The 21275-nt window shown below is 59.7% G+C and carries 15 protein-coding genes and 1 tRNA gene; 12 read left to right on the top strand and 4 right to left on the bottom strand.

Annotated elements, in window-relative coordinates:
- Nucleotides 1–12: 12 nt before the first annotated feature.
- Entirely contained in the window at nt 13–297 is a 285-nt protein-coding gene (locus tag ACM561_RS08190) for a hypothetical protein (protein ID WP_425909330.1), read from the bottom strand.
- A gap of 68 nt (nt 298–365) precedes the next feature.
- Between ACM561_RS08190 and ACM561_RS08185 the strand changes: the two genes are divergently transcribed.
- The 3 genes from ACM561_RS08185 (at nt 366) to ACM561_RS08175 (ending at nt 2718) form a co-directional block, all read left to right on the top strand.
- Entirely contained in the window at nt 366–806 is a 441-nt protein-coding gene (locus ACM561_RS08185) for a TadE/TadG family type IV pilus assembly protein (RefSeq protein WP_425906043.1), read from the top strand.
- Between the two features lie 11 nt (nt 807–817).
- Nucleotides 818–2482 (top strand): pilus assembly protein TadG-related protein, encoded by a 1665-nt coding sequence (locus tag ACM561_RS08180; RefSeq protein WP_425906041.1) that lies wholly within the window; start codon nt 818–820, stop codon nt 2480–2482.
- Between the two features lie 110 nt (nt 2483–2592).
- Nucleotides 2593–2718 (top strand): hypothetical protein, encoded by a 126-nt coding sequence (locus ACM561_RS08175; RefSeq protein WP_425909329.1) that lies wholly within the window; start codon nt 2593–2595, stop codon nt 2716–2718.
- Nucleotides 2719–2871: 153 nt separating this feature from the next.
- Here the strand turns inward: ACM561_RS08175 and ACM561_RS08170 are convergent.
- Nucleotides 2872–2948 (bottom strand) — tRNA-Arg (locus ACM561_RS08170).
- A gap of 475 nt (nt 2949–3423) precedes the next feature.
- Here ACM561_RS08170 and ACM561_RS08165 point away from each other — a divergent pair.
- From ACM561_RS08165 to ACM561_RS08145, 5 genes are all read left to right on the top strand, one after another.
- On the top strand, nt 3424–8643 hold the full coding sequence (locus tag ACM561_RS08165; RefSeq protein WP_425909327.1) for an alpha-2-macroglobulin family protein: 5220 nt from the start codon (nt 3424–3426) through the stop codon (nt 8641–8643).
- Complete coding sequence (pbpC, locus tag ACM561_RS08160) at nt 8640–10763, top strand: penicillin-binding protein 1C (protein WP_425909325.1); 2124 nt, start codon at nt 8640–8642, stop codon at nt 10761–10763. The genes ACM561_RS08165 and pbpC overlap by 4 nt, the downstream gene beginning before the upstream one ends.
- A gap of 52 nt (nt 10764–10815) precedes the next feature.
- Nucleotides 10816–12558, top strand: coding sequence for an ArnT family glycosyltransferase (locus ACM561_RS08155; RefSeq protein ID WP_425909323.1), 1743 nt, complete (start codon nt 10816–10818; stop codon nt 12556–12558).
- A gap of 311 nt (nt 12559–12869) precedes the next feature.
- On the top strand, nt 12870–13631 hold the full coding sequence (locus ACM561_RS08150; protein ID WP_425909322.1) for a glycosyltransferase family 2 protein: 762 nt from the start codon (nt 12870–12872) through the stop codon (nt 13629–13631).
- On the top strand, nt 13624–13947 hold the full coding sequence (locus tag ACM561_RS08145) for a lipid-A-disaccharide synthase N-terminal domain-containing protein (RefSeq protein ID WP_425909321.1): 324 nt from the start codon (nt 13624–13626) through the stop codon (nt 13945–13947). Before ACM561_RS08150 ends, ACM561_RS08145 begins: the two co-directional genes overlap by 8 nt.
- Nucleotides 13948–13980: 33 nt before the next feature.
- On the opposite strand, the gene metC is transcribed toward ACM561_RS08145, so the two are convergent.
- Nucleotides 13981–15177, bottom strand: a complete 1197-nt coding sequence (gene metC / locus ACM561_RS08140) for a cystathionine beta-lyase (RefSeq protein ID WP_425909319.1) — start codon at nt 15175–15177, stop codon at nt 13981–13983.
- A 424-nt stretch (nt 15178–15601) separates the two neighbouring features.
- Here metC and ACM561_RS08135 point away from each other — a divergent pair, with 424 nt between their 5' ends.
- Genes ACM561_RS08135 through ACM561_RS08120 form a run of 4 tightly spaced genes read left to right on the top strand, consistent with a single transcriptional unit; the run spans nt 15602 to nt 20135 of the window.
- Nucleotides 15602–16639, top strand: a complete 1038-nt coding sequence (locus ACM561_RS08135; protein ID WP_425909317.1) for an amino acid ABC transporter substrate-binding protein — start codon at nt 15602–15604, stop codon at nt 16637–16639.
- A 14-nt stretch (nt 16640–16653) separates the two neighbouring features.
- Nucleotides 16654–17859 carry an amino acid ABC transporter permease gene (locus ACM561_RS08130; protein WP_425909316.1) on the top strand — a complete coding sequence of 402 codons (1206 nt, stop codon included), beginning with the start codon at nt 16654–16656 and terminating at the stop codon, nt 17857–17859.
- Nucleotides 17856–19376 (top strand): amino acid ABC transporter permease, encoded by a 1521-nt coding sequence (locus tag ACM561_RS08125; RefSeq protein ID WP_425909314.1) that lies wholly within the window; start codon nt 17856–17858, stop codon nt 19374–19376. The genes ACM561_RS08130 and ACM561_RS08125 overlap by 4 nt, the downstream gene beginning before the upstream one ends.
- Nucleotides 19377–19391: 15 nt before the next feature.
- The gene (locus ACM561_RS08120) at nt 19392–20135 is read left to right on the top strand and encodes an amino acid ABC transporter ATP-binding protein (protein ID WP_425909312.1); all 744 of its coding nucleotides are present in this window, start codon (nt 19392–19394) and stop codon (nt 20133–20135) included.
- A 13-nt stretch (nt 20136–20148) separates the two neighbouring features.
- Here ACM561_RS08120 and ACM561_RS08115 read toward each other — a convergent pair whose 3' ends face one another.
- Nucleotides 20149–21189 carry a cysteine synthase A gene (locus ACM561_RS08115; RefSeq protein ID WP_425909310.1) on the bottom strand — a complete coding sequence of 347 codons (1041 nt, stop codon included), beginning with the start codon at nt 21187–21189 and terminating at the stop codon, nt 20149–20151.
- Nucleotides 21190–21275 lie beyond the last annotated feature (86 nt).

The raw sequence follows: 21275 nt of genomic DNA, 5'->3' as shown, positions 1-21275 counted from the left end.
TGAGGGCTGTGGTCAGGCGTCCTTCAAAGTCATGTCGCTGCTCGCTAATGGAGGCTCGAACGTATTGCCTTCGGAAGCGATGCCACGTGCTTCGTCGGCTTCCATGCCATCAATGTTGCAGTCCTTGAACGTGCACCCTGTGAAGGCAATCTGCTCTGTGTCGGCATCCATCAGCAGTGTGCACTTGACAAAGGTGCACTCGTCGAACCGACAAAAATTGATTCGGCCGCGAAAATCAAAGCTCTCAGTGAAAAAGACCTCATTCCACACGACGCGCTCTTCATTGATTTTAAGCATCTAAGCCTGGCCATTTTTAGTGTATTGGATTTACATACACTTAATAGTTGTGTGTTTCAACTTGCCGTATGACACATTTCTCTCTACGCCACGCCTTGTGCCTTCCGCGCTTTGCCCGCTGCATCCGCGCCGCGTCCGCGGTCGAATTCGCGATGCTTCTGCCGCTGTTCCTGGTGCTGGTGTTCGGCATCGTCGTGTTCGGCGTCTACTTCACCATGGTGCATGGTGTGCAGCAACTTGCCGCGGAAGCAGCGCGTTCGTCGGTCGCGGGCCTGAGCGAGACAGAACGCATCAGCCTTGCCGAAAACTACGTCACGACGAATGCCGGGTCGTATCCTCTGTTGCAGCCCGGACATCTCACCGTCAACGCGGCAACCTCCGGCAGCGACGTCTTCGTCGTCACCGTCAACTACGACGCCTCCGACAACCTCATTTTCACGCTGCCGTTCGTGCCGACGCCGCCTTCGATCATCATCCGCTCAGCGGCGATTCCGTTCGGCGGCTTTTGAGGAGACGCACGATGTGGAACCTGCTTCAGCGCTTCATTTCGGATACGCGCGGCAATTTCGCGATCATGGGAGCCGGGTGCATGGTGCTGGTGCTCGGCTGCACCGCGCTCGGCGTGGATGTCGGGTCGATCTATGCCGACCGCCGTAAGGCGCAGAGTGCCGCCGACCTTGCGGCCATTGTCGCCGCAGGCAACCTTGGCAAAGCCACGAGCGCGGCCGCCGCCACCGTGACGGCCAACGGCTATCCGGCGAGCGCGCTGATTTCGGTCGAACTCGGCAGCTATGCCGCGAACGCCGCGCTGGCGCCGCAGGCGCGCTTCGTCACCCCCTCGAGCGGCGCAGCCAACGCAGCACGGGTTACGTTGCATACCGAGACGCCGCTTTATTTCGCGCGCATGTTCACCGGCGGCAAGAATCACTTCGACATCACCAGCAGGGCAACGGCCGCGAGCACCGCGCTTGCCTCGTTCGCGATCGGCTCACGGCTGGTCTCGCTCAATGGTGGCCTGCTTAATGCGATGCTTGGCCGAATGCTCGGCACGACGCTGTCGCTTTCGGCGATGGACTATCAGGCGCTGATCGACGCTCACATCGACGCCTTCGATTTCATCAATGCGCTGGCGACGCGGCTCGACCTGACCGGCGTCACCTACGACTCCGTGCTGTCCGGCGACGTGAAGGTCGGCGACATCGTGGCGGCGATGCTGAGCGCGCAGCAGGCGGCGAACGGCATAAATGCCGCGACCACGGCGCTGTCGAAGGTCTCGTTGGCGCTTGCCGGGCTAACCACCACCATCGTGCCGGGGAAGCTGATCGACGTCGGCCCTTATGCGGCGATGACGGTCGGCTCAAAACCGAAAACAGGCGTCAGCGTCTCGGCGTTCGATCTGCTTTCGGCGACCGGTGCGATCGCCAATGGCAGCAACCAGATCGCGGCCTCCGTCAATCTCGGATTACCCGGCATCGCCAGCGTCTCCGTGATGGCGACGGTCGGTGAACGCCCGCAAGGGACAAGCTGGATGACGGTCGGGACTGAAGGCGCGAGCGTGCACACGGCGCAGACCCGCGTGCTGGTATCGATCAAGTTGCTCGGCAGCGGCCCGGTGGCGGCCGTCAATCTTCCGGTCTATGTCGAGGTCGCCTCTGGCACGGCCACGCTGAACGCCGTGAGCTGCGGCCGCCCCGATATCAGCACCTCCAGCGTCACGCTCGGCGTCACGCCCGGCATCGTCGACGCCTGGATCGGCAATGTGTCGGCGGCCGAGATGACCAACTTCACCAGCAAGCCGGACCCGGGCGCGGCGACGCTGGTCAATCTGGACACCGTCACCGTGACAGGCCGCGCCCATGCCGGCATGGGCAACGTCAGGCCGACGCCGGTGTCCTTCAGTTATGCAGACATTGCCGCGCTGACAAAAAAGACGGTGACCACCTCGGATTTCACCGCGTCGCTGACCGCGAGCCTGCTCGGCGACCTCTCGCTCAAGATCAATGTGGGGCCGCTGGGCCTGCCCATCCCCGGTCTCGGGCCGGCCGTGACGGGCATCATCAGCGGCGCCACGGCGTCGATCGATCAGGTGCTGGCGCAGGTGTTGGCGACGCTCGGCGTCGGCATCGGGCAGGCAGATGTCTGGGTCTCCGGCATCCGCTGCGACGGAGCGGTGCTGGTGAACTAGAATTTAGGCGGATGGCGGTTGCATTGAAGCCATGCACATAAAAAACCCGCCGCCCGAATCAATCGGCAGCGGGTCTTGTACGCGTTACTGGCCCTTGCGGGTTGTCGATAATGGCAATCATTTCATTGCGCAGCCGGGCGATTGCCGCAGATCTGCCGGCCAAGTTCCTTGGCACCGGCTTCGACGTCGCCCAAATGTGCGAAGGGGAGTTTCCGGACGGTCTGGTTCGGACCTAGTTGATAAGTATCGCGATTCGGTCCCGCAACCTCGGGATTTTCCTCGGGACTTTTTGGTCCCGAATCGTCCCCGAAGGTCTACATTTGTCCCATTCTGCTCTCTTTATTCTGGCTGGCTGCCTGATATATGCGATTGATGTTATTGACTTATTTTGGCGATCCCGGCAGGATTCGAACCTGCAACCCGCGGAGTAGAAATCCGCTACTCTATCCAGTTGAGCTACGGGACCGTTTAAAGCTTCATCTCCCAAAAGCTTCATCTCACCGCAATATGAAAAAACCGCCTTCGCGCCAAGTCCGATCCGAACCATTTCGATCGGGCCGGCGACAAACACGTGCGATCCGTTCGTCTCGAGTGCGTACAGACGCCTCGTACGGGCAGTCCGAGGACGATGAATCGGAATTTTTTAGCGCTGGACTTATACTGTAGCGACACGGGGCAAGGCAATGAACCTGCTACATTTTCGTGCATTTTTGGGCACGGGTGGTTTGATTCTGACATCCGCATCCCGTTCAGGCCGGTGTCGCGAAGTTAAAAACGAACGACCAACAGCAAATATAACCTGTTAGTGGAGTTTTGGCCGTGATCGTGTTTCGGACTCGCGGCTCATGGATCGCAAGTGTCAAATTCGATTTCGATCCCGCACAGCGCAGAACTCTGACCCGGGAACACCCCAGCGACATTTGTGCGCGCAGGAGCTTTTTATGACCAGGATGGTTCGCGCCGTAGCCCTCTGTGCGACCTTACTAATCGGGCTTGGATCGTCTGCCCTGGCGGCAGATAAAGCCTTCAAGCGGGATGATCTTGCCGACGCGGCAATCAAGCTCGAGGCTCAGATCAAGAGCGAAGCGGGCACTATCACCAAATTGGCCCCGACTTTGCGCGCCGATGCCGACGCGGCCTTCAAACGAGCCGATTTTCGCAGCGGTCTTCAGATACTCGGCCAGATCGCAACGGTCGTACCAGCCGACAGCGGCAACTGGCTGCGCCTGGCACGGACAATCTTCCAGATCAGACCCACCACAAGTCAGGAACAGACCTTCCTGCTCGAGCGAGCGTCCACCGCCGCCTATCTCGCCTACCAGCGGGCGAACGATTCTGCTGTCGAGGCCGATGCATTAGCGGTTCTCGGACGCGCATTTTCGGATCGAAAGCTGTGGCGGCCAGCCCTCGACACGTTGCGGCTCTCGCTCGATCTGCGCGAGGTCGCCGATGTTCGCGCGCAGTATGAAAAAATGCGAGACGACCACGGCTTTCGGCTGCTCGATTACACCGTGGATTCGGACTCGGCATCGCCTCGAGTCTGTTTCCAGTTCTCTGAGGATCTTGCCAAGAGGACCGACTTTTCACCATTCGTGACCCTGGCCGGGGTCGACCGACCGGCGCTGTCCTCGGAAGACAGACAGCTTTGTGTCGAGGGCCTCAAGCACGGTGAGCGCTACAACATCCATCTGCGCTCCGGACTGCCATCGACCGTGAAGGAGAGTCTGCCGAAATCCGCTGAATTCAACGTCTATGTGCGCGACCGTAAGCCCTTCGTCCGCTTCACCGGACGGGCCTACGTGCTGCCGCGCGTTGGCCAGCGCGGCATCCCGCTGGTCAGCGTCAACACCCAGACGGTGACCGTCAAGGTGTTCCGGATCGGCGACCGCAATCTCATCAATACCGTTGTCGACAGCGATTTTCAGAAGACGCTCAACGGCTATCAGTTGCTCAATCTCGGCAACGAACGCGGGATCAAGGTCTGGTCCGGCGAGGTTGCGACGGCCTCCACGCTGAACGCCGATGTGACGACCGCGTTTCCGGTCGATGAAGCGCTTGGAAACCTCCAACCCGGCGTTTATGTGATGACGGCCGCGCCCAAGGGTCAGGCCTCGATGGAGGACGAAGAGTCCGGCTCGCTGGCGACTCAGTGGTTCATCGTCTCGGACCTTGGCCTGACCGCCTATTCAGGCAATGACGGCATCCACGTATTCGTCAATTCGCTGGCGACAACCGATGCTGTGGACAAAGCGGAAGTCCGCCTGGTCGCACGCAACAATGAAATCCTTGCAACCCGCAAGACGGATGAGTCAGGTCACGCGCTGTTTGAGCCCGGGTTGGCTCGAGGCGAAGGAGGGCAGTCGCCTGCGCTGCTGACAGTCAGCACCGACAAGGCCGATTATGCATTCCTCAGCCTGAAGTCGAATGCATTCGATTTGACGGATCGCGGCGTTTCGGGCCGCGCCGTGCCTGCCGGGGCCGACGCGTTTGTTTACGCCGAACGTGGCGTCTATCGCTCCGGGGAGACTGTCTTTCTCACGGCGCTGTTGCGCGACGGGCAGGGCAATGCCGTGACCGGCGGTCCGCTGACGCTAGTGGTCGAACGGCCCGACGGGGTCGAATTCCGCCGCTCTGTCCTGGCCGATCAAGGTGCGGGCGGGCGAAGCCTGACGCTGCCGCTCAATTCAGCGGTCCCGACCGGGACATGGCGGGTTCGCGCCTTCACTGACCCGAAGGGACCGTCAGTCGGCGAAACCACCTTCATGGTTGAGGACTATGTCCCAGACCGGATTGAATTCGACTTAACAACCAAGGCGAAACAGATTGCCGCTGATGCTCCGGTAGAACTCAAGGTCGACGGCCATTTCCTTTATGGTGCTCCCGCATCCGGCTTGCAGATCGAAGGCGATTTGCTGGTGGCACCTGCCGAAAGCCGTCCAGGATATGCCGGATATCAATTCGGCGTGCCCGGCGACGAGGCGACCAGTAACGAGCGCACGCCGATCGAGAACCTGCCCGAAGCTGATGCTAACGGCGCCGCAACGTTCCCGGTCAGCCTCGCAACACCGTCCTCGTCGAGCCAACAGCAGGAAGCACAGATTTTCGTTCGCATGGCGGAGGCCGGCGGACGCGCGGTCGAGCGGAAAATCGTGCTTCCGGTGAAACCGCCCAGCGCCATGATCGGCGTCAAACCGTTGTTTGCCGACAAGAACGTCGCAGAGGGAGACAAGGCCAGCTTCGATGTCGTCTTTGTCGCACCGGACGGAACGTCGCTTGCCCGCAAGGGTCTCCGCTACGAATTGCTCAAGCTGGAGAGTCGCTATCAGTGGTATCGTCAGAATTCGTATTGGGAATACGAGCCAGTGAAGTCGACCAGACGGGTGGCCGACGGAGATCTGACGATTGCCGCCGACAAGCCTGCGCGGATCGAACTCTCTCCACAGTCGGGACGCTACCGACTCGACGTCAAATCGTCCGATCCCAATGGTCCGCTGACATCCATTCAATTTGACGTCGGCTGGTATTCCGACGGCAGCGCCGACACGCCTGACCTGCTGGAAACCTCGATCGACAAGCCAGATCACCAGTCCGGCGACACCATGATCGTTTCGGTCAATGCCCGGACCGCCGGCAAACTGACGATCAATGTTCTCGGCGACCGGCTGTTGACCACCCAAACCGCCGACGTCAAGGAAGGCACGTCCCAGGTCAAAATTCCGATCGGCAAGGACTGGGGCACCGGGGCCTATGTGGTGGCAACGCTTCGGCGGCCACTCGACGTCGCCGCACAGCGGATGCCCGGCCGCGCGATCGGCATCAAGTGGTTCGGCATCGACAGGACCGCGCGCAGCCTTTCGGTCAATCTCTCGCCGCCGACATTGGTGCGGCCGTCGACGACGCTAAGGCTGCCTGTGAAGATCGGTGGCCTAAGCCCTGGCGAAGACGCCAAGATCGTCGTTACCGCGGTTGACGTCGGTATCCTCAATCTCACTAACTACAAACCTCCCGCGCCCGACGACTACTATCTCGGTCAGCGTCGTATGACGTCTGAAATCCGAGACCTTTACGGACAACTGATTGACGGCATGCAGGGGACGCGCGGCCAACTCAGGACCGGCGGCGATTCGGCCGGAGCGGAGTTGCAGGGCAGCCCGCCGACGCAGAAGCCGCTCGCGCTCTATTCCGGAATCGTCACGGTGGCAACAGACGGCACGGCTGAGGTCAGCTTCGACATCCCGGAATTCGCTGGCACTGCGCGAGTGATGGCGGTCGCGTGGAGTGCAACCAAGCTCGGCCGTGCGACGGTCGATGTCACGGTGCGTGATCCGGTGGTGTTGACGGCGACGCTGCCGCGCTTTCTGTTGACCGGCGATCAGGGCACCCTGACTTTCGACCTCGACAATGTCGAAGGTCCGCCCGGCGACTACGTTATCAACGTCAAGACCTCGGGGCCCGTGAAGATGGCGGGCAACGCCAAGACCACGATCAAACTCGCGGCTAAGCAGCGCAAATCGATGGCGCTGACGCTTGGTGCCGGCGGCTCTTCCGGCGCTGCCCAATTCGACATCGATATCAAGGGGCCGAACGGCCTGACGGTCGCGCGGCACTATGATCTCGAGGTCAAGCCGGCGACCCAGATCCTGGCGCGCCGCTCTGTCCGAACGCTGGCAAAAGGCGAGAGCCTGACGCTGACCTCGGACATGTTCTCCGACCTCGTGGCGGGGACGGGAGGAGTATCGGTGTCGGTCGGACTGTCTTCGGCGCTGGATGCGGCGAGTGTCCTGAAGGCGCTCGATCGCTATCCCTTCGGCTGCTCTGAGCAGATCGCAAGCCGGGCGATGCCGCTGCTCTATGTCAACGATCTCGCCGCCAACGCACACCTCGCGATGGATACCAGTGTCGACGATCGCATCAAGAGCTCGATCGAGCGCCTGCTGGCCCGGCAAGGCTCCAATGGTTCGTTCGGCTTATGGTCGTCCGGCGGCGAGGATTCCTGGCTCGACGCTTACGTCATGGACTTCATGACCCGCGCGCGAGAGAAGGGCTTCTCCGTCCCCGATACGCCGTTCAAGAGCGCGCTCGACCGCATCCGCAACTCGGTTGTGAATGCAGCCGAGCCCGAGAAGGACGGCGGTCGCGATCTGGCTTACGGACTTTATATTCTCGCCAGGAACGGTGCCGCCCCGATCGGGGATTTGCGTTATCTCGCCGATACCAAACTGACCAATCTGGCGACACCCATCGCCAAGGCGCAACTTGCCGCGGCGCTTGCTCTGGTCGGCGACCGGGCGCGGGCGGAACGCGTTTATGCCGCAGCGGTACAAAGTCTGGCGCCCAAACCGGCTATCGAATTCGGCCGGCCGGACTATGGCTCGGCACTGCGCGATGCTGCCGCGCTGGTATCGCTGGCAAGTGAGGGCAGTGCGCCGCGAGCCACGATCACGCAAGCTGTGCAGCGGGTGGAGGCGGCGCGGGGGTTGACGCCCTCAACCTCAACACAAGAGAACGCGTGGCTGGTCCTGGCGGCGCGGGCGCTTGCGAAAGAATCGATGTCGCTCGATGTCGGCGGCGCGCCCGTTAAAGCCGCGCTTTATCGCAGCTACAAGACAGCCGAGGTGGCCGACAAGCCGATCAAGATCACCAACACGGGCGAGGCGCCGGTGCAGGTGGTGATTTCCGTGGCCGGCGCGCCCGCCACTCCCGAACCAGCTGCTTCGAATGGCTTCGTGATTGAGCGTAACTATTTCAATCTCGACGGAACGCCCGCGGATCCGGCGCAGGCCACGCAGAACGAACGGTTCGCCGTCGTTCTCAGGATCACCGAAGCCAAGCCGGAATACGGCCACATCATGGTGGCCGACTATCTTCCGGCAGGATTCGAAATCGACAATCCTCATCTGGTTTCGTCCGGCGACACCGGTACGCTCGACTGGATCGAGGACGGCAAGGAACCGGTCAGCACTGAATTCCGCGACGATCGGTTCACCGCAGCCGTCGATCGCGCTGCTAATGACAAGGCGGTGTTCACCGTGGCCTATGTCGTGCGCGCTGTATCACCGGGCAAATACGTTCTGCCGCAAGCGTACGTGGAAGACATGTACAATCCATCGCGTTACGGCCGCACCGGCACTGGCCGTGTGGAGGTGCGTTCCGCGAAATGACCGCGCCTGACACCCCAGCAACGAAGGTACAGTCGCGTCGCTGGCGGCGGTTGAAGCTGGCAGCGTCAGCCCTCGCCATCGTCGCTATGGTAATCACCGGCGCTGTCGCGAGCTGGATCGTCTCGTTGGGACCTCTGCCGTTGGCGAACGCGCGCGAGGTTTCGACGACGGTGCTCGACCGCAACAGCAAATTGCTGCGCGCGTTCGCAATGGCCGACGGCCGGTGGCGATTGCCGGTCGATGCCAGCACCGATGTTGATCCCGGATATCTCAACCTACTGCTAGGTTATGAAGACCAGCGGTTCTATTCGCATTTGGGCGTCGACCCGCTCGCACTCGGCCGCGCGGCACGGCAACTCCTGATCCGGGGCCACATCGTCTCAGGCGGGTCGACCATCACGATGCAACTCGCCAGGCTGATCGAACCGCGCCAACGCCGCTCGATCTACGCCAAGCTGCATCAGATCGTACGTGCGTTCCAAATCGAGCACGAGCTTTCCAAGGATGAAATCCTCGACCTGTATCTGACGCTCGCGCCGTTTGGCGGCAACCTCGAAGGTATCCGCGCGGCGTCACTTGCCTATTTCGGCAAGGAGCCGAAACGGCTGTCGCTGGCAGAGTCGGCTTTGCTGGTGGCCTTGCCCCAATCGCCGGAACGGCGGCGCCTCGACAGACATCCCGCCACTGCGCGCGCGGCCCGCGACCGTGTGCTCATGCGTATGGTCGAGGATGCACGCATCGGTGCGGACGATGCCAAGCGAGCCCTGGCGGTGCCTGTCATGCGGATGCGCCAGCCGTTTCCCATGCTGGCGCCACATTCGGCGGATCAGGCGCTGGCCACCAACAAGGATTCGAAGCTCATCAGGCTAACGCTGGAGTCCGGATTACAGCGGCAGCTCGAAGCACTGGCGCGCGACCGCGCTGCTGCACTCGGACCGGAAATTTCGGTCGGCATCGTCGCAGTGGACAATGCCACCGGCAATGTGATGGCCCATGTCGGCTCGGCGGATTATTTTAACGAGCGGCTTGCCGGCCAGGTGGATATGACGCGGGCGGTGCGCTCGCCGGGATCGACCCTGAAGCCATTTATCTATGGACTAGCGTTCGAAGACGGGCTTGTTCATCCGGATAGCCTGATCGACGATCATCCGGTCCGATTTGGCAGCTACGCGCCGGAAAACTTCGATATGACGTTTCAGGGCACCGTTCCGGTGCGCCGGGCTCTGCAATTATCGCTCAACGTTCCGGCAATCGAACTGCTCGATCGTGTCGGCGCCAGCCGCCTGTCGTCGCGACTGAAACAGGCGGGCACCAGTCTGGTGCTCCCCAAGGACGAAGCTCCGGGTCTGGCGATGGGACTGGGCGGCGTCGGCGTCACGCTCCATGACTTGGTGCAAGTCTATTCCGGCATTCCCCGGCTGGGCAATGTAATGCCTTTGCGCGAGTTCGAGCGCAGCGACTCTGGTGTCCGCGAGCCGTTGCGACTGCTGGACCCCGTTGCCGCCTGGCAGGTCGGCAATGTCCTGCTGGGAACACCCCCACCGGAAAACGCGGTCCGGAACCGGATCGCTTTCAAGACCGGCACGAGTTACGGCTATCGCGATGCTTGGTCTGTCGGCTTCGACGGCCGCATGACGATCGGCGTTTGGGTCGGACGCCCTGACGGCGCCCCGGTTCCCGGTCTTATCGGACGTGTCGCGGCCGCGCCCATTCTGTTCGATGCATTCGCTCGCACCGGCAGCTTGCTTGCCCCGCTCCCCAAGGCTCCGCACGGAACTCTGACCATCGCCAATAATGCAAAGCTTCCACTTCCATTGCGCCGGTTTCGCTCTGCTGATGAACTCATCCGGACGGACAACAATGAGCGCCGGCTCCATATCCAGTTTCCGTTGAATGGCTCGCGGATCGATGCCGGGGCAGGGCAGGGAACGCTGTCTCCGCTGCCAGTGAAAGTGACGGGCGGCAGTCTGCCTATGACGATGCTGGTCAACGGGAAAGCGGTCGGAGCGATCGACGGCCGTCGCCAGCGGATGATCGACCCTCCTGGGCCGGGCTTCGTCCGGCTGACCGTGATGGACGCGGCTGGCACCGCGGACACAGTTACGGTCAGAATTCAATAGCAGCCGGCTCAGCGGTTGTCCCTGCCTCGGGTTCAGCGTATGCGGAAATCCCATGGCCAAGACCCTTCCCCACCCCCAATTTGGACAACCGCGCGAGCCGAAGAACCCGGTGGGTAGGGGACGGGGGCTGGCGAACGTGCTCGACTCTGTCGCCGCCAGTCAGGGCAGATCGATATTATTTCTGGCGATCGTTGGCCTGCTGTTCTTTCTGCCTGGTTTCTTCAACATCCCGCCAATCGATCGCGACGAGGCCCGTTTCGCCCAAGCGACCAAACAGATGGTGGAGACCGGCGATTTCGTCGACATCCGATTTCAGGACGAAGTGCGTTACAAGAAACCGGTCGGCATTTACTGGCTGCAGGCAGCAGCCGTCGAGACGGCGTCATCTCTCGGCCTACCGCGCGCGCAGATCCGCATCTGGCTCTATCGCGTGCCCTCCCTGATCGGCGCAATTGGCGCGGTGCTTTTGACCTATTGGGCGGCGCTCGCTTTCATAACGCGACGGGGCGCTGTTTTGGCCGGACTGATCATGTGCAGTTCGGTCCTGCTCGGAGTGGAAGCGCGGCTCGCGAAGACTGATGCCATGCTGTTGCTGACAATCGTTGCAGCGATGGGTGCGCTTGCGCGAATCTATCTGTCATCTCAACGGCGCGAGAACCCCGAGCATCCGTCCTGGATACATCCGGCGATCTTCTGGACCGCGCTCGCCGGGGGAATCCTGCTCAAGGGTCCGTTGATCCTGATGTTCGTGGGATTGACGATCGGGACCCTCGCCATACTCGATCGCTCCGCGTCATGGCTTTGGCGGCTACGGTCAGTCTGGGGGCTGATGTGGATGCTTGTCCTCGTCATGCCGTGGTTTGTTGCGATTTTTCTCCGCGCAGGCGACACGTTTTTCACGCAGTCGATCGGCGGCGACATGCTGAGCAAATTCGCGGCTCAAGAATCACATGGAGCGCCGCCAGGCATATACTTCCTGCTGTTCTGGATCACCTTCTGGCCCGGCGCACCGCTCGCAGGGCTGGCGGCGCCCGCGGTCTGGCGCACGCGGCGAAAGCCGGAGGTGCAGTTTCTGCTTGCGTGGCTGGTTCCCTCATGGATCGTGTTTGAACTCGTTTTGACGAAGCTACCGCACTATGTGCTGCCGCTGTATCCCGCGGTCGCGATCCTGTCGGTTTGGGCACTGGAGCGCCACGTCCTGTCCCGTTCATGGCTGACGAAAGGCACGGCGTGGTGGTTTGCCATCCCTGCGATGACCCTCGTGCTCGCAATCGTCGCGACCATTACCTTAACGCGTCAGCCGGTTTTCCTGGCGTGGCCGTTCGCCGCGGCGGCTTTGATTTCCGGCCTGTTCGCCTGGTGGCTCTACGATGACTATAACGCGGAACGCTCCCTGCTGAATGCGATTTTGGCAGCGCTGTTCCTGAGCACTTCCGTTTACGGGATCATAGTCGCTGCGCTGACGCCATTATTCCCGAGTCCCGAAGTCGCGCGCGCGCTGCGAAATGTCGAATGTGTTGGACCGAAAGCAGCGGCGGCTGGCTACCATGAGCCAAGTCTGGTGTTCATGACGGGGACGTCGACGCTGCTGACCGACGGCTCCGGGGCCGCCGATTTTCTCAGCTATGGAAGCTGCCGGTTCGCGCTTGTCGAATCCCGTTCCGAAAGAGCCTTCGCGCAGCGCGCCGAGGCGATCGGCTTGCGCTATAACGTTGCAACGCGCATCGACGGTTTCAATTTCTCACAGGGCAAGGCGATTTCAATCGCCATCTTCCGCTCTGAGGGAACGCGTTAGATATCAGGGTGGCCACACGATGTGGCGATAGACCACCTTCGCCTTTATTATATGCCGGATGTTGTTCTTACGATTGGTGTGGACAACATAAATTCTTCGCTCGCCGAAATTTCCCATCTCAAAAGTGTTGCCCGCAACGCTTACGCGCCATAAGAAGCGGACGCGGCTAGGGTCTTTCACCGTTTCGCGGAAACGGTGAAAGACTCTGTCTTTTTGATGACGCGCTTTCTTCACGCGAACCGGATTTCACTTCGCTCGAAAACGCTATAGGCCAGCTTTTCGTGGGCTTTGATTAGCGGACCAATCGGACAATGAACGACGACATGTCCACCAGCACGACTGCGCCGACGATTTCCATAGTTGTGCCTGTGCGCAACGAGGCGGACAATATCGCACCCTTAATCGACGAGATCTCTGCCGCGCTCGACGGCCGGTGGGACTACGAGATTGTCTATGTCGACGACGGCTCCGCCGATGCAACCGCCCAGCGTTTGGCTACGATCATGGCTCAGCGTAAGAATGTGCGCCAGATTCGTCACGAAAAGTCATCGGGTCAATCGGCAGCGGTTCGGACCGGGGTACGGGCCGCGCGCGGTTCGATCGTTGTGACGCTCGATGGCGACGGTCAGAACAATCCGGAATTTCTGCCGGAACTCATAATGGCGATCGAGAAGGGTGAGGGCCGCATTGGTCTCGCCGCCGGCCAACGCGTCGGCCGCAAGGATACCGGATTCAAGAAATTCCAGTCGCGAGTCGCCAACAAGGTGCGAAGCCGAGTGCTGAGCGACGGAACGCGCGACACCGGTTGCGGGCTGAAGGCCTTTCGACGGGAGGTGTTTCTGTCCCTCCCTTATTTCGACGGCCTGCACCGTTTCCTCCCGGCACTGGTGCGGCGAGAGGGCTATGACATCACCTATGTCGACGTGATCGACCGGCAGCGACGTTCAGGCGTGTCGAATTATGGATTCTTCGACCGCCTGTGGATCGGAATCATCGACCTCGCCGGTGTGTGGTGGCTCATCCGCCGTAAGAAATCGACACCCGTGGCAACCGAGGTAATGCGTCATGACTGACATCTTCGAGATGCTGACGAGCTATTTCTACGACGTGTTCGTAACCAATTTTGATGGCTGGGTCGTTCTCGGTTTTGTTGCGCAGGGTTTTTTTACCATGCGGTTCGTCGTGCAATGGATTGCATCTGAACGCGCACGAAAGAGCGTGATCCCCGTGGCGTTCTGGTTCTTCTCGATAGGAGGCGGGATTCTTCTTTTGATTTACGCTCTTTACCGACGAGATCCGGTGTTCATCGCCGGCCAGGCTCTCGGTCTCATTGTTTATTTTCGCAACGTGTACTTCATCATTCTCAATGGACGCCAATCATCGACGTGAGAAACAACAAAAAGCGCGAGGCAGAAGCATCTTTCATTGCCGGGCGTTGAAGGCCGCGAATCCCCGTTCGAGATCGGCCTTGAGATCGTCCAAATTCTCAAGGCCGATGTGTAGTCGTAGCGTTGGCCCGCCCGGCGTCCAGTTCGTCGCGGTCCGATACGTAGCGCAATCGAAGGGAATAATGAGACTTTCGAAGCCTCCCCAAGAGTAACCCATGCCAAACAGCTTCAGCGTATCGAGCAGCGCATCGACCGCTTGTTGTGGCGCGGGTTTGAGGACGATGCTGAACAATCCCGATGCGCCGGTGAAATCCCGTTTCCAGATCGCATGACCGGGATCGTCCGATAATGCGGGATGCAAAATACTTGCAACTTCCGGCCGCCGAGCAAGCCACTGCGCCATGTCGATCGCAGCCTGCTGGTGATGATAAAGCCTTACCGCAAGAGTGCGTAATCCCCGCAAGGCCAAAAACACGTCGTCAGGACCGACGCATAGACCGAGCAGCTTGATGGTTTCGGCGAGCGCTGGCCAGGCCTTGGCATTGGCGGCAATGGTACCAAACATGAGGTCGGAATGCCCTCCGATGTACTTGGTCGCCGCCTGGATGCTTATGTCCACGCCTTGTTCGAGTGCGCGGCGGAAGAGGGGGGTTGCCCACGTATTGTCGTCGATCACAAGCGCGCCGCAGGCGTGCGCCGCGGCAGCGATCGCCGGAACGTCGGGCATCTCCAAAGACTGAGAGCCTGGAGCCTCCACCATTACCGCGCGGGTTTCTGGCCGGAACAGCGCGGCGATCCCCGAACCGATTAGTGGATCGAAGTAGGTGGTCTCGATTCCATAGCGCGCCAGAATCCCATCACAGAATTGTCGCGTAGGGCGATAAATGTTATCGCAGACCAGAACATGATCGCCGGCCTTCAGCACGGACAATAGTGCCGTGGAAATCGCAGACACGCCCGAAGGAACGAGGCCTATGCCTGCGCATTGCGGGCCTTCCAACGCCGCCAACGCATCCTGCAACGCGCGGGTTGAAGGGGTGCCGTGCCGTCCGTATTGGAATTCTCCGCGGTGGGCGTGAAGATCGTCGGCAGTCGAGTAGAGCACGGTCGACCCGCGAACAATGGGAGGGTTGATGAACCCTTTCTGGGACGCGGTGTCTCGACCGGAAACGACCAGTCTGGTTTCCGCTCGAAGCAAATCCGTGGGTCTGTCGCCCTTCGACAAAGTCATATCTTCCCGCTGCTGAACCAGACATTCTGCGCTTTCCGGATGGCAGTTCCGGAGTGGTCGGGTAGTAACAGGAAGGGAAAGACCCCCGTCAACCCCCACGTGTCGCGGAGCTGAACGTCAAATTTAAAACCCCACTAGCAACATATATTTGCTAGTGGCTCCTTGATTCCAACCTTCGCAAGGCGAATTGCGGAACGGATGCGGACGCTAGAGTCCACCGCTAGTCATTCCGTGATGGAATTCAATCACTGCGACCGAGGGTGGAGAGCCGCTGCGAGTTTCCATCTGCTCTCAACATCGGTTGATCGACGCAGTCCGTCTTTGGCCCGATTCTGGTGGGAGAAACGAATCGATTGGCCGCACTCAACCGAGCGACTAAGCGGCACGAACTGACAATCCATTGACGTTCTTGAAAGGCATTGCCATGAAATGCATACTTGCTGCCATTTTCGCCATCGCCGCTGGTATTTCATCATTACAATCGGCATCCGCACAGGAATCCGCGAAGGCGAAGACCACGCTCGAGGCAGTCAAGGAACGAGGCGTGCTGTCGTGTGGCGTGACTCAGGGGTTGCCAGGGTTCTCCACCCCTGACGACAAAGGAAACTGGACCGGTCTTGACGTGGACATCTGCCGCGCAATCGCGGCAGTCGTGCTCAACGATCCGAGCAAAATCAAGTTCGTCCCGCTATCCGCCAAAGACCGGTTTATCGCTCTACAGTGGGGCGACATAGATGTGCTGTCGCGCGATACGTCATGGACACTCTCACGCGATACCTCGCTTGGAGGAAATTTCACCGGCGTGACTTACTACGACGGGCAGGGTTTTCTGGTCAGGAAATCTCTCAAGGTTAATTCGGCGCTAGAATTGAATAGCGCATCCGTCTGCGTTCAGACCGGCACCACCAGCGAACAGAATCTCGCCGACTACTTCAAAAGCAATAAGATGAAATACGAGGTGATCGCGTTCAGCACGGCTGACGAAACCCTAAAAGCCTACGAAACCGGTCGATGCGATGTGTTTACGTCGGATATTTCACAGCTCTACGCCCAGAGGCTGAAGCTCCTTAATCCCGCCGATCATGCGGTTCTGCCGGAGGTGATCTCAAAGGAGCCGCTCGGGCCGATGGTGCGCCAGGGCGATGACCAGTGGTTCGATCTCGTGAAGTGGACTCTGTTTGCGATGATCAATGCGGAAGAGCTCGGTATCACGCAGAAGAATGTTGGCGAGATGGCAAAATCGGAGAATCCGGAACTCAAGCGCATTTTCGGGACCGACGGCAATTTCGGCGAGCAGCTCGGCGTAACCAAGGATTGGGTCTCGCGCATCATCAAGGCCGTCGGCAACTATGGCGAAGCGTTTGATCGTAACGTCGGCGCCGGATCCCCGCTTGGCATCACCCGAGGACTCAATAGGCTCTGGACGCAGGGCGGCATTCAGTACGCGCCACCGATCCGCTAGCGTCAGCATCAGGAATGGCCGTCGCCCCCCGGAAACCGCCGCTGCAATTTTTTCTCAGGCTACGACGTGCGCTTGGCGGACGGGCCGGTTGGGGTGCGCTTGCATTGCAGGCTCTATTCGTTGCCGTCCTTGCGTGGATCGGCTATGAGATTGTGGCCAACGCAAAAGCAAATCTGGAAGCGCAGAATGTCGCATCCGGGCTTGGCTTCATGTCGAATACCGCGGGATTCGGCGTTAGCCAGACCCTGATCCCATACTCCGAGACCGACAGTTACACGCGCGTTTTTCTTGTCGGCCTTGTGAATACGCTCGTGGTCGCCACAGTCGGCATTTTCTTCGCAACGATTATCGGCTTCATGGTGGCGCTCGGTCGGTTGTCGCCGAACTGGTTGATATCCCGCATTTCCGGCGGCTATGTGGAGCTGGTTCGAAACCTGCCCTTACTGTTTCAGATTCTGTTCTGGTATCTCGCGGTGCTGAGGACGCTTCCGAGTCCAAAGCAAAGCATTTCGGTCATCAACGGCATCTTCCTCAGCAATCGTGGTCTTGTGGTTCCCAAGCCTGTCGGGCAGGAGGGGCTAATCGCGTTTGCCGTCGCAGTGGTGGTTGCGATCGTCGGCTGCATGCTGCTGCGAAGCCATTCCCGTCGCAAGTTGTTTCGGAGCGGACGAGCTTTGGTCGTATGGCCATACGCCCTTGGTCTGCTGCTTGGTCTTCCCGCCGCCGCGATGGTCATTTTCGGTACTCCCTTCACGTTCGAAATGCCGACTCTCCAGGGATTCAATTTCTCTGGCGGCGCGCGCCTGATCCCGGAGTTTGTCGCGCTAGCGGTTGCGCTCTCGACATATACGGCCGCCTTCATCGCGGAAGTCGTGCGCGCCGGGATTCTTTCGGTGCATAAGGGACAGATGGAAGCAGGCGCCGCGCTCGGGCTTTCGCGCAGATCGACGCTGCGATTGATCGTGGTCCCGCAAGCCATGAGGGTCATTCTGCCGCCACTAACCAATCAGTACCTCAACCTCACCAAAAATTCCTCGTTGGCTGTCGCCATCGGTTATCCGGAACTATTCTCAGTCTTCGCCGGAACAACGCTCAGCCAGACCGGACAGGCCATCGAGATCCTCGCGATTACGATGGGCGTGTATCTGCTGATTTCGCTCGTGACCAGCGGGATCATGAGCGTCTACTCCAGGCGCGTTGCACGGAGCGGGGGTGCATGAGCGTTCGGCCCGCACCATCGTTCGTGCGCGCCACTCTCGTTCCGGGACGACGCGCACCCATCAGGACTACGAGCCTGGCCCGCGTTCTCTGGATCCATCTGTTCAGCTCCCCGAGCAACGCGCTGCTTACGTTGGCTGGAGCTGCGCTGCTATGGCTTTTCCTTGTTCCAACAGTTCGGTTTTTCTTCATTGATGCGGTCTGGGAGGGTCAGAATCGAACGTCGTGTCTGGTTACCGATACAAGTCAATCAATCGGGGCGTGCTGGCCGTTCGTCCACGCGAAGATCACCCAGTTCATTTACGGCTTTTATCCAGAACCCGAACGGTGGCGGGTAAATTTGACGTTTCTGCTGGCCGCCATCCTGTTGCTGCCGCTTCTCATTCCACGGTTGCCGGCCAAACGTCTCAATGCCAGCCTGTTCTTCATCGCTTTCCCGGTCGCAGCATTTTTTCTTCTCCACGGTGGAGGCATCACTGGATTTGGCGTGAGCTGGACCGCCGGGATTCTGTCCAGCTTGGCTGACAACGTTGATAATGCCGGGCGGCAGCTCGCCGCGTCAGGGGAAGTAGGCGAATTCGGTTCGATCTTGCGACTGTTGGGAAATGCCGTTGCATCGATTGGCGATGCACTAAGCTGGCTGGCGTCGCCGCTGATTTCGCTCCTGGATCGACTTCAGAGCTCTGGTCAGCCGGTCTGGTACGATTTTGGTTGCACTGCTGCGATCGTTTCGCTGCTGCTCTTCCTTTTCAGCGGCGGCTTCCGTGCAGGCTGGGGAGCGTTACTCGCGAGCCTGACAACATTTGTCGGTATTGGCCTGGTTATCGCGGCAATGCGTCTCGATCGCGGCGGACTTCCGGTTGTCGATACCCGTCTCTGGGGCGGCCTGCTGGTAACGCTGGTGGTGTCGGTGACAGGCATCGTATCGTCGATACCTATCGGAATTTCGTTGGCTCTAGGACGGCGTTCGACCCTTCCGCTGATCCGGATGTTCTCAATCGCTTTCATCGAATTCTGGCGCGGCGTTCCCCTGATCACCGTATTGTTTTTTGCGACCTACATGCTACCGCTCTTTCTTCCCGGAAACTTTACCGTCGATGGGCTGGTTCGAGTCCTAATCGGCATAGCGCTGTTCGCCGGGGCGTATAATGCCGAGGTTATTCGCGGCGGTCTCGCGGCGATCCCGAACGGACAGGCAGAAGCCGCCCATGCGCTTGGACTATCCTATTGGAAGACCACCGGGCTGATCGTAATGCCGCAGGCGGTGCGGCACGTCATTCCAGGATTGGTCAACAGCTTTATCGCGTTGTTCAAGGATACCTCGCTGGTCTCGATCGTCGCGTTGTTCGACCTGCTCGGGAGCTTGCGAGCTTCGTTTGCAGATCCCGCGTGGGCGACGCCAACCACGCTGTTCACCGGGTTTGCGTTCACCGGACTCATCTACTTCGCATTCTGCTTCAGCATGTCGCGATATTCCCTATTCGTGGAGCATCGACTGAACGCGCATCGACGAACCTGAGCTTTGGAAATATCAATGACAGATGCGAACGCCATCGTTTCCATCATCGGTCTCAACAAGTGGTTCGGCAGTTTCCACGTGCTGCGGGACATCGATCTCGACGTGGCCCGTGGCGAACGCATCGTCATTTGCGGGCCGTCAGGCTCCGGAAAGTCGACGCTGATCCGCTGCATCAACGCTCTTGAGGAGTTTCAGGAGGGTCGCATCGTCGTCGATGGAATTGAGCTAGGACCCAATTTGCGGCGCGTCGACGAGGTGCGGCGCGAGGTCGGAATGGTCTTCCAGAGTTTCAATCTGTTTCCGCACCTCACAGTGCTCGAAAACTGCACGCTCGCTCCCATCTGGGTCCGCAATACTCCGAAGAAAGATGCCGAAGCTGCGGCAATGAAGTTTTTGGAACGCGTCAAGATACCTGATCAGGCCAATAAATATCCTGGACAGATGTCCGGAGGCCAGCAGCAGCGTGTGGCGATCGCGCGCGCGCTCACGATGAACCCCAAGGTCATGCTATTCGATGAGCCGACGTCCGCCCTGGATCCCGAAATGGTCAAGGAGGTTCTCGACACGATGGTGGATCTGGCTAGAGAAGGCATGACCATGCTTGTGGTCACGCACGAAATGGGATTCGCCAAAGAAGTAGCTAACCGCGTCGTGTTCATGGATGAGGGGCAGATCATCGAATCCGATACCCCGGCAAGTTTCTTCGCTAACCCGCGACACCCGCGAAGCCAGCTCTTTCTAAGCCAGATCCTGCGGTGAGACCGGAACGGCTTTAAACTGCTGCGAGGGGAATTTTTACGGTGCTTTGTCTCTCGAGCCATTGCGGCACGGGAAGGCCCTTGGAGCGCATAAAGTCCGGGTTGAAAAGTTTCGATTGGTAACGGTTGCCGGAGTCGCACAGGATCGTCACGACGGTGTGACCGGGTCCCAATTGGCGCGCGAGGCGAATCGCGCCGGCGACGTTGACTCCAGTCGAGCCGCCAAGGCAAAGCCCCTCATGTTCAAGCAAATCGTAGATGACGGGCACGGCCTCCTCGTCTGGGATGAGGTAAGCTTCGTCAACTTTAGCGTCGGCAATCACCGGCGTCACCCGCCCGAGCCCGATTCCCTCGGTAATCGAACCTCCCGCGGTCGGCTTGGCCACGCCGTTCTTGAACAACTCATACATGGCCGCCCCGCGAGGGTCCGCAACACCGATGACGATATCCTTCTTTTTTTCCCGCAGGAAAGCGCTCGCTCCGGCCAGCGTGCCGCCCGTGCCGATCGAACAGATGAAGCCGTCGACCTTGCCACCGGTCTGCTCCCAGATTTCGGGGCCCGTTGAAACGTAGTGCGCCTTGGGATTGTCGAGGTTGTTCCATTGGTCGGCAAACAAGACGCCGTTGGGTTCGGACTTACGCAGTTCGTCAGCGAGACGCTTTGCGATGTGCTGATAATTATTCGGATTGCTGTAGGGGAGCGCCGGAACTTCGACCAGCTCGGCTCCGCACAGCCGCAGCATGTCCTTCTTTTCGCGGCTTTGTGTCTCCGGGATCACGATCATCGTGCGATACCCCCGCGCGCTGGCGACAATGGCAAGACCAATGCCAGTATTGCCGGCCGTGCCCTCGACCACGAGGCCGCCGGGCTTGAGATCGCCGCGCCTTTCAGCTTCCAGGATCATCTGTTTGCCGGCGCGATCCTTGACAGATTGGCCCGGATTCATGAACTCGGCCTTGCCGAGAACGGTGCATCCGGTCGCATTTGAGGCGTGCTTTAACTTGATAAGAGGAGTATTGCCGATCGCTTCTACGACGTCGTTATCGATTCTCATGAGATGCAAAATTCTCATTGGGCTGTTGGAGGATTTCAAGACAACCCTAGTTGAGGGGCGAGGGAGGTACAAGGGAGCGTAGAATC

The sequence above is a fragment of the Nitrobacter sp. TKz-YC02 genome (genome assembly GCF_049852135.1).
Taxonomy (GTDB): Bacteria; Pseudomonadota; Alphaproteobacteria; order Rhizobiales; family Xanthobacteraceae; genus Nitrobacter; species Nitrobacter vulgaris.
Note: the sequence above shows the minus strand (reverse complement) of the source record. Positions and strands in the feature narration are given on the sequence as shown.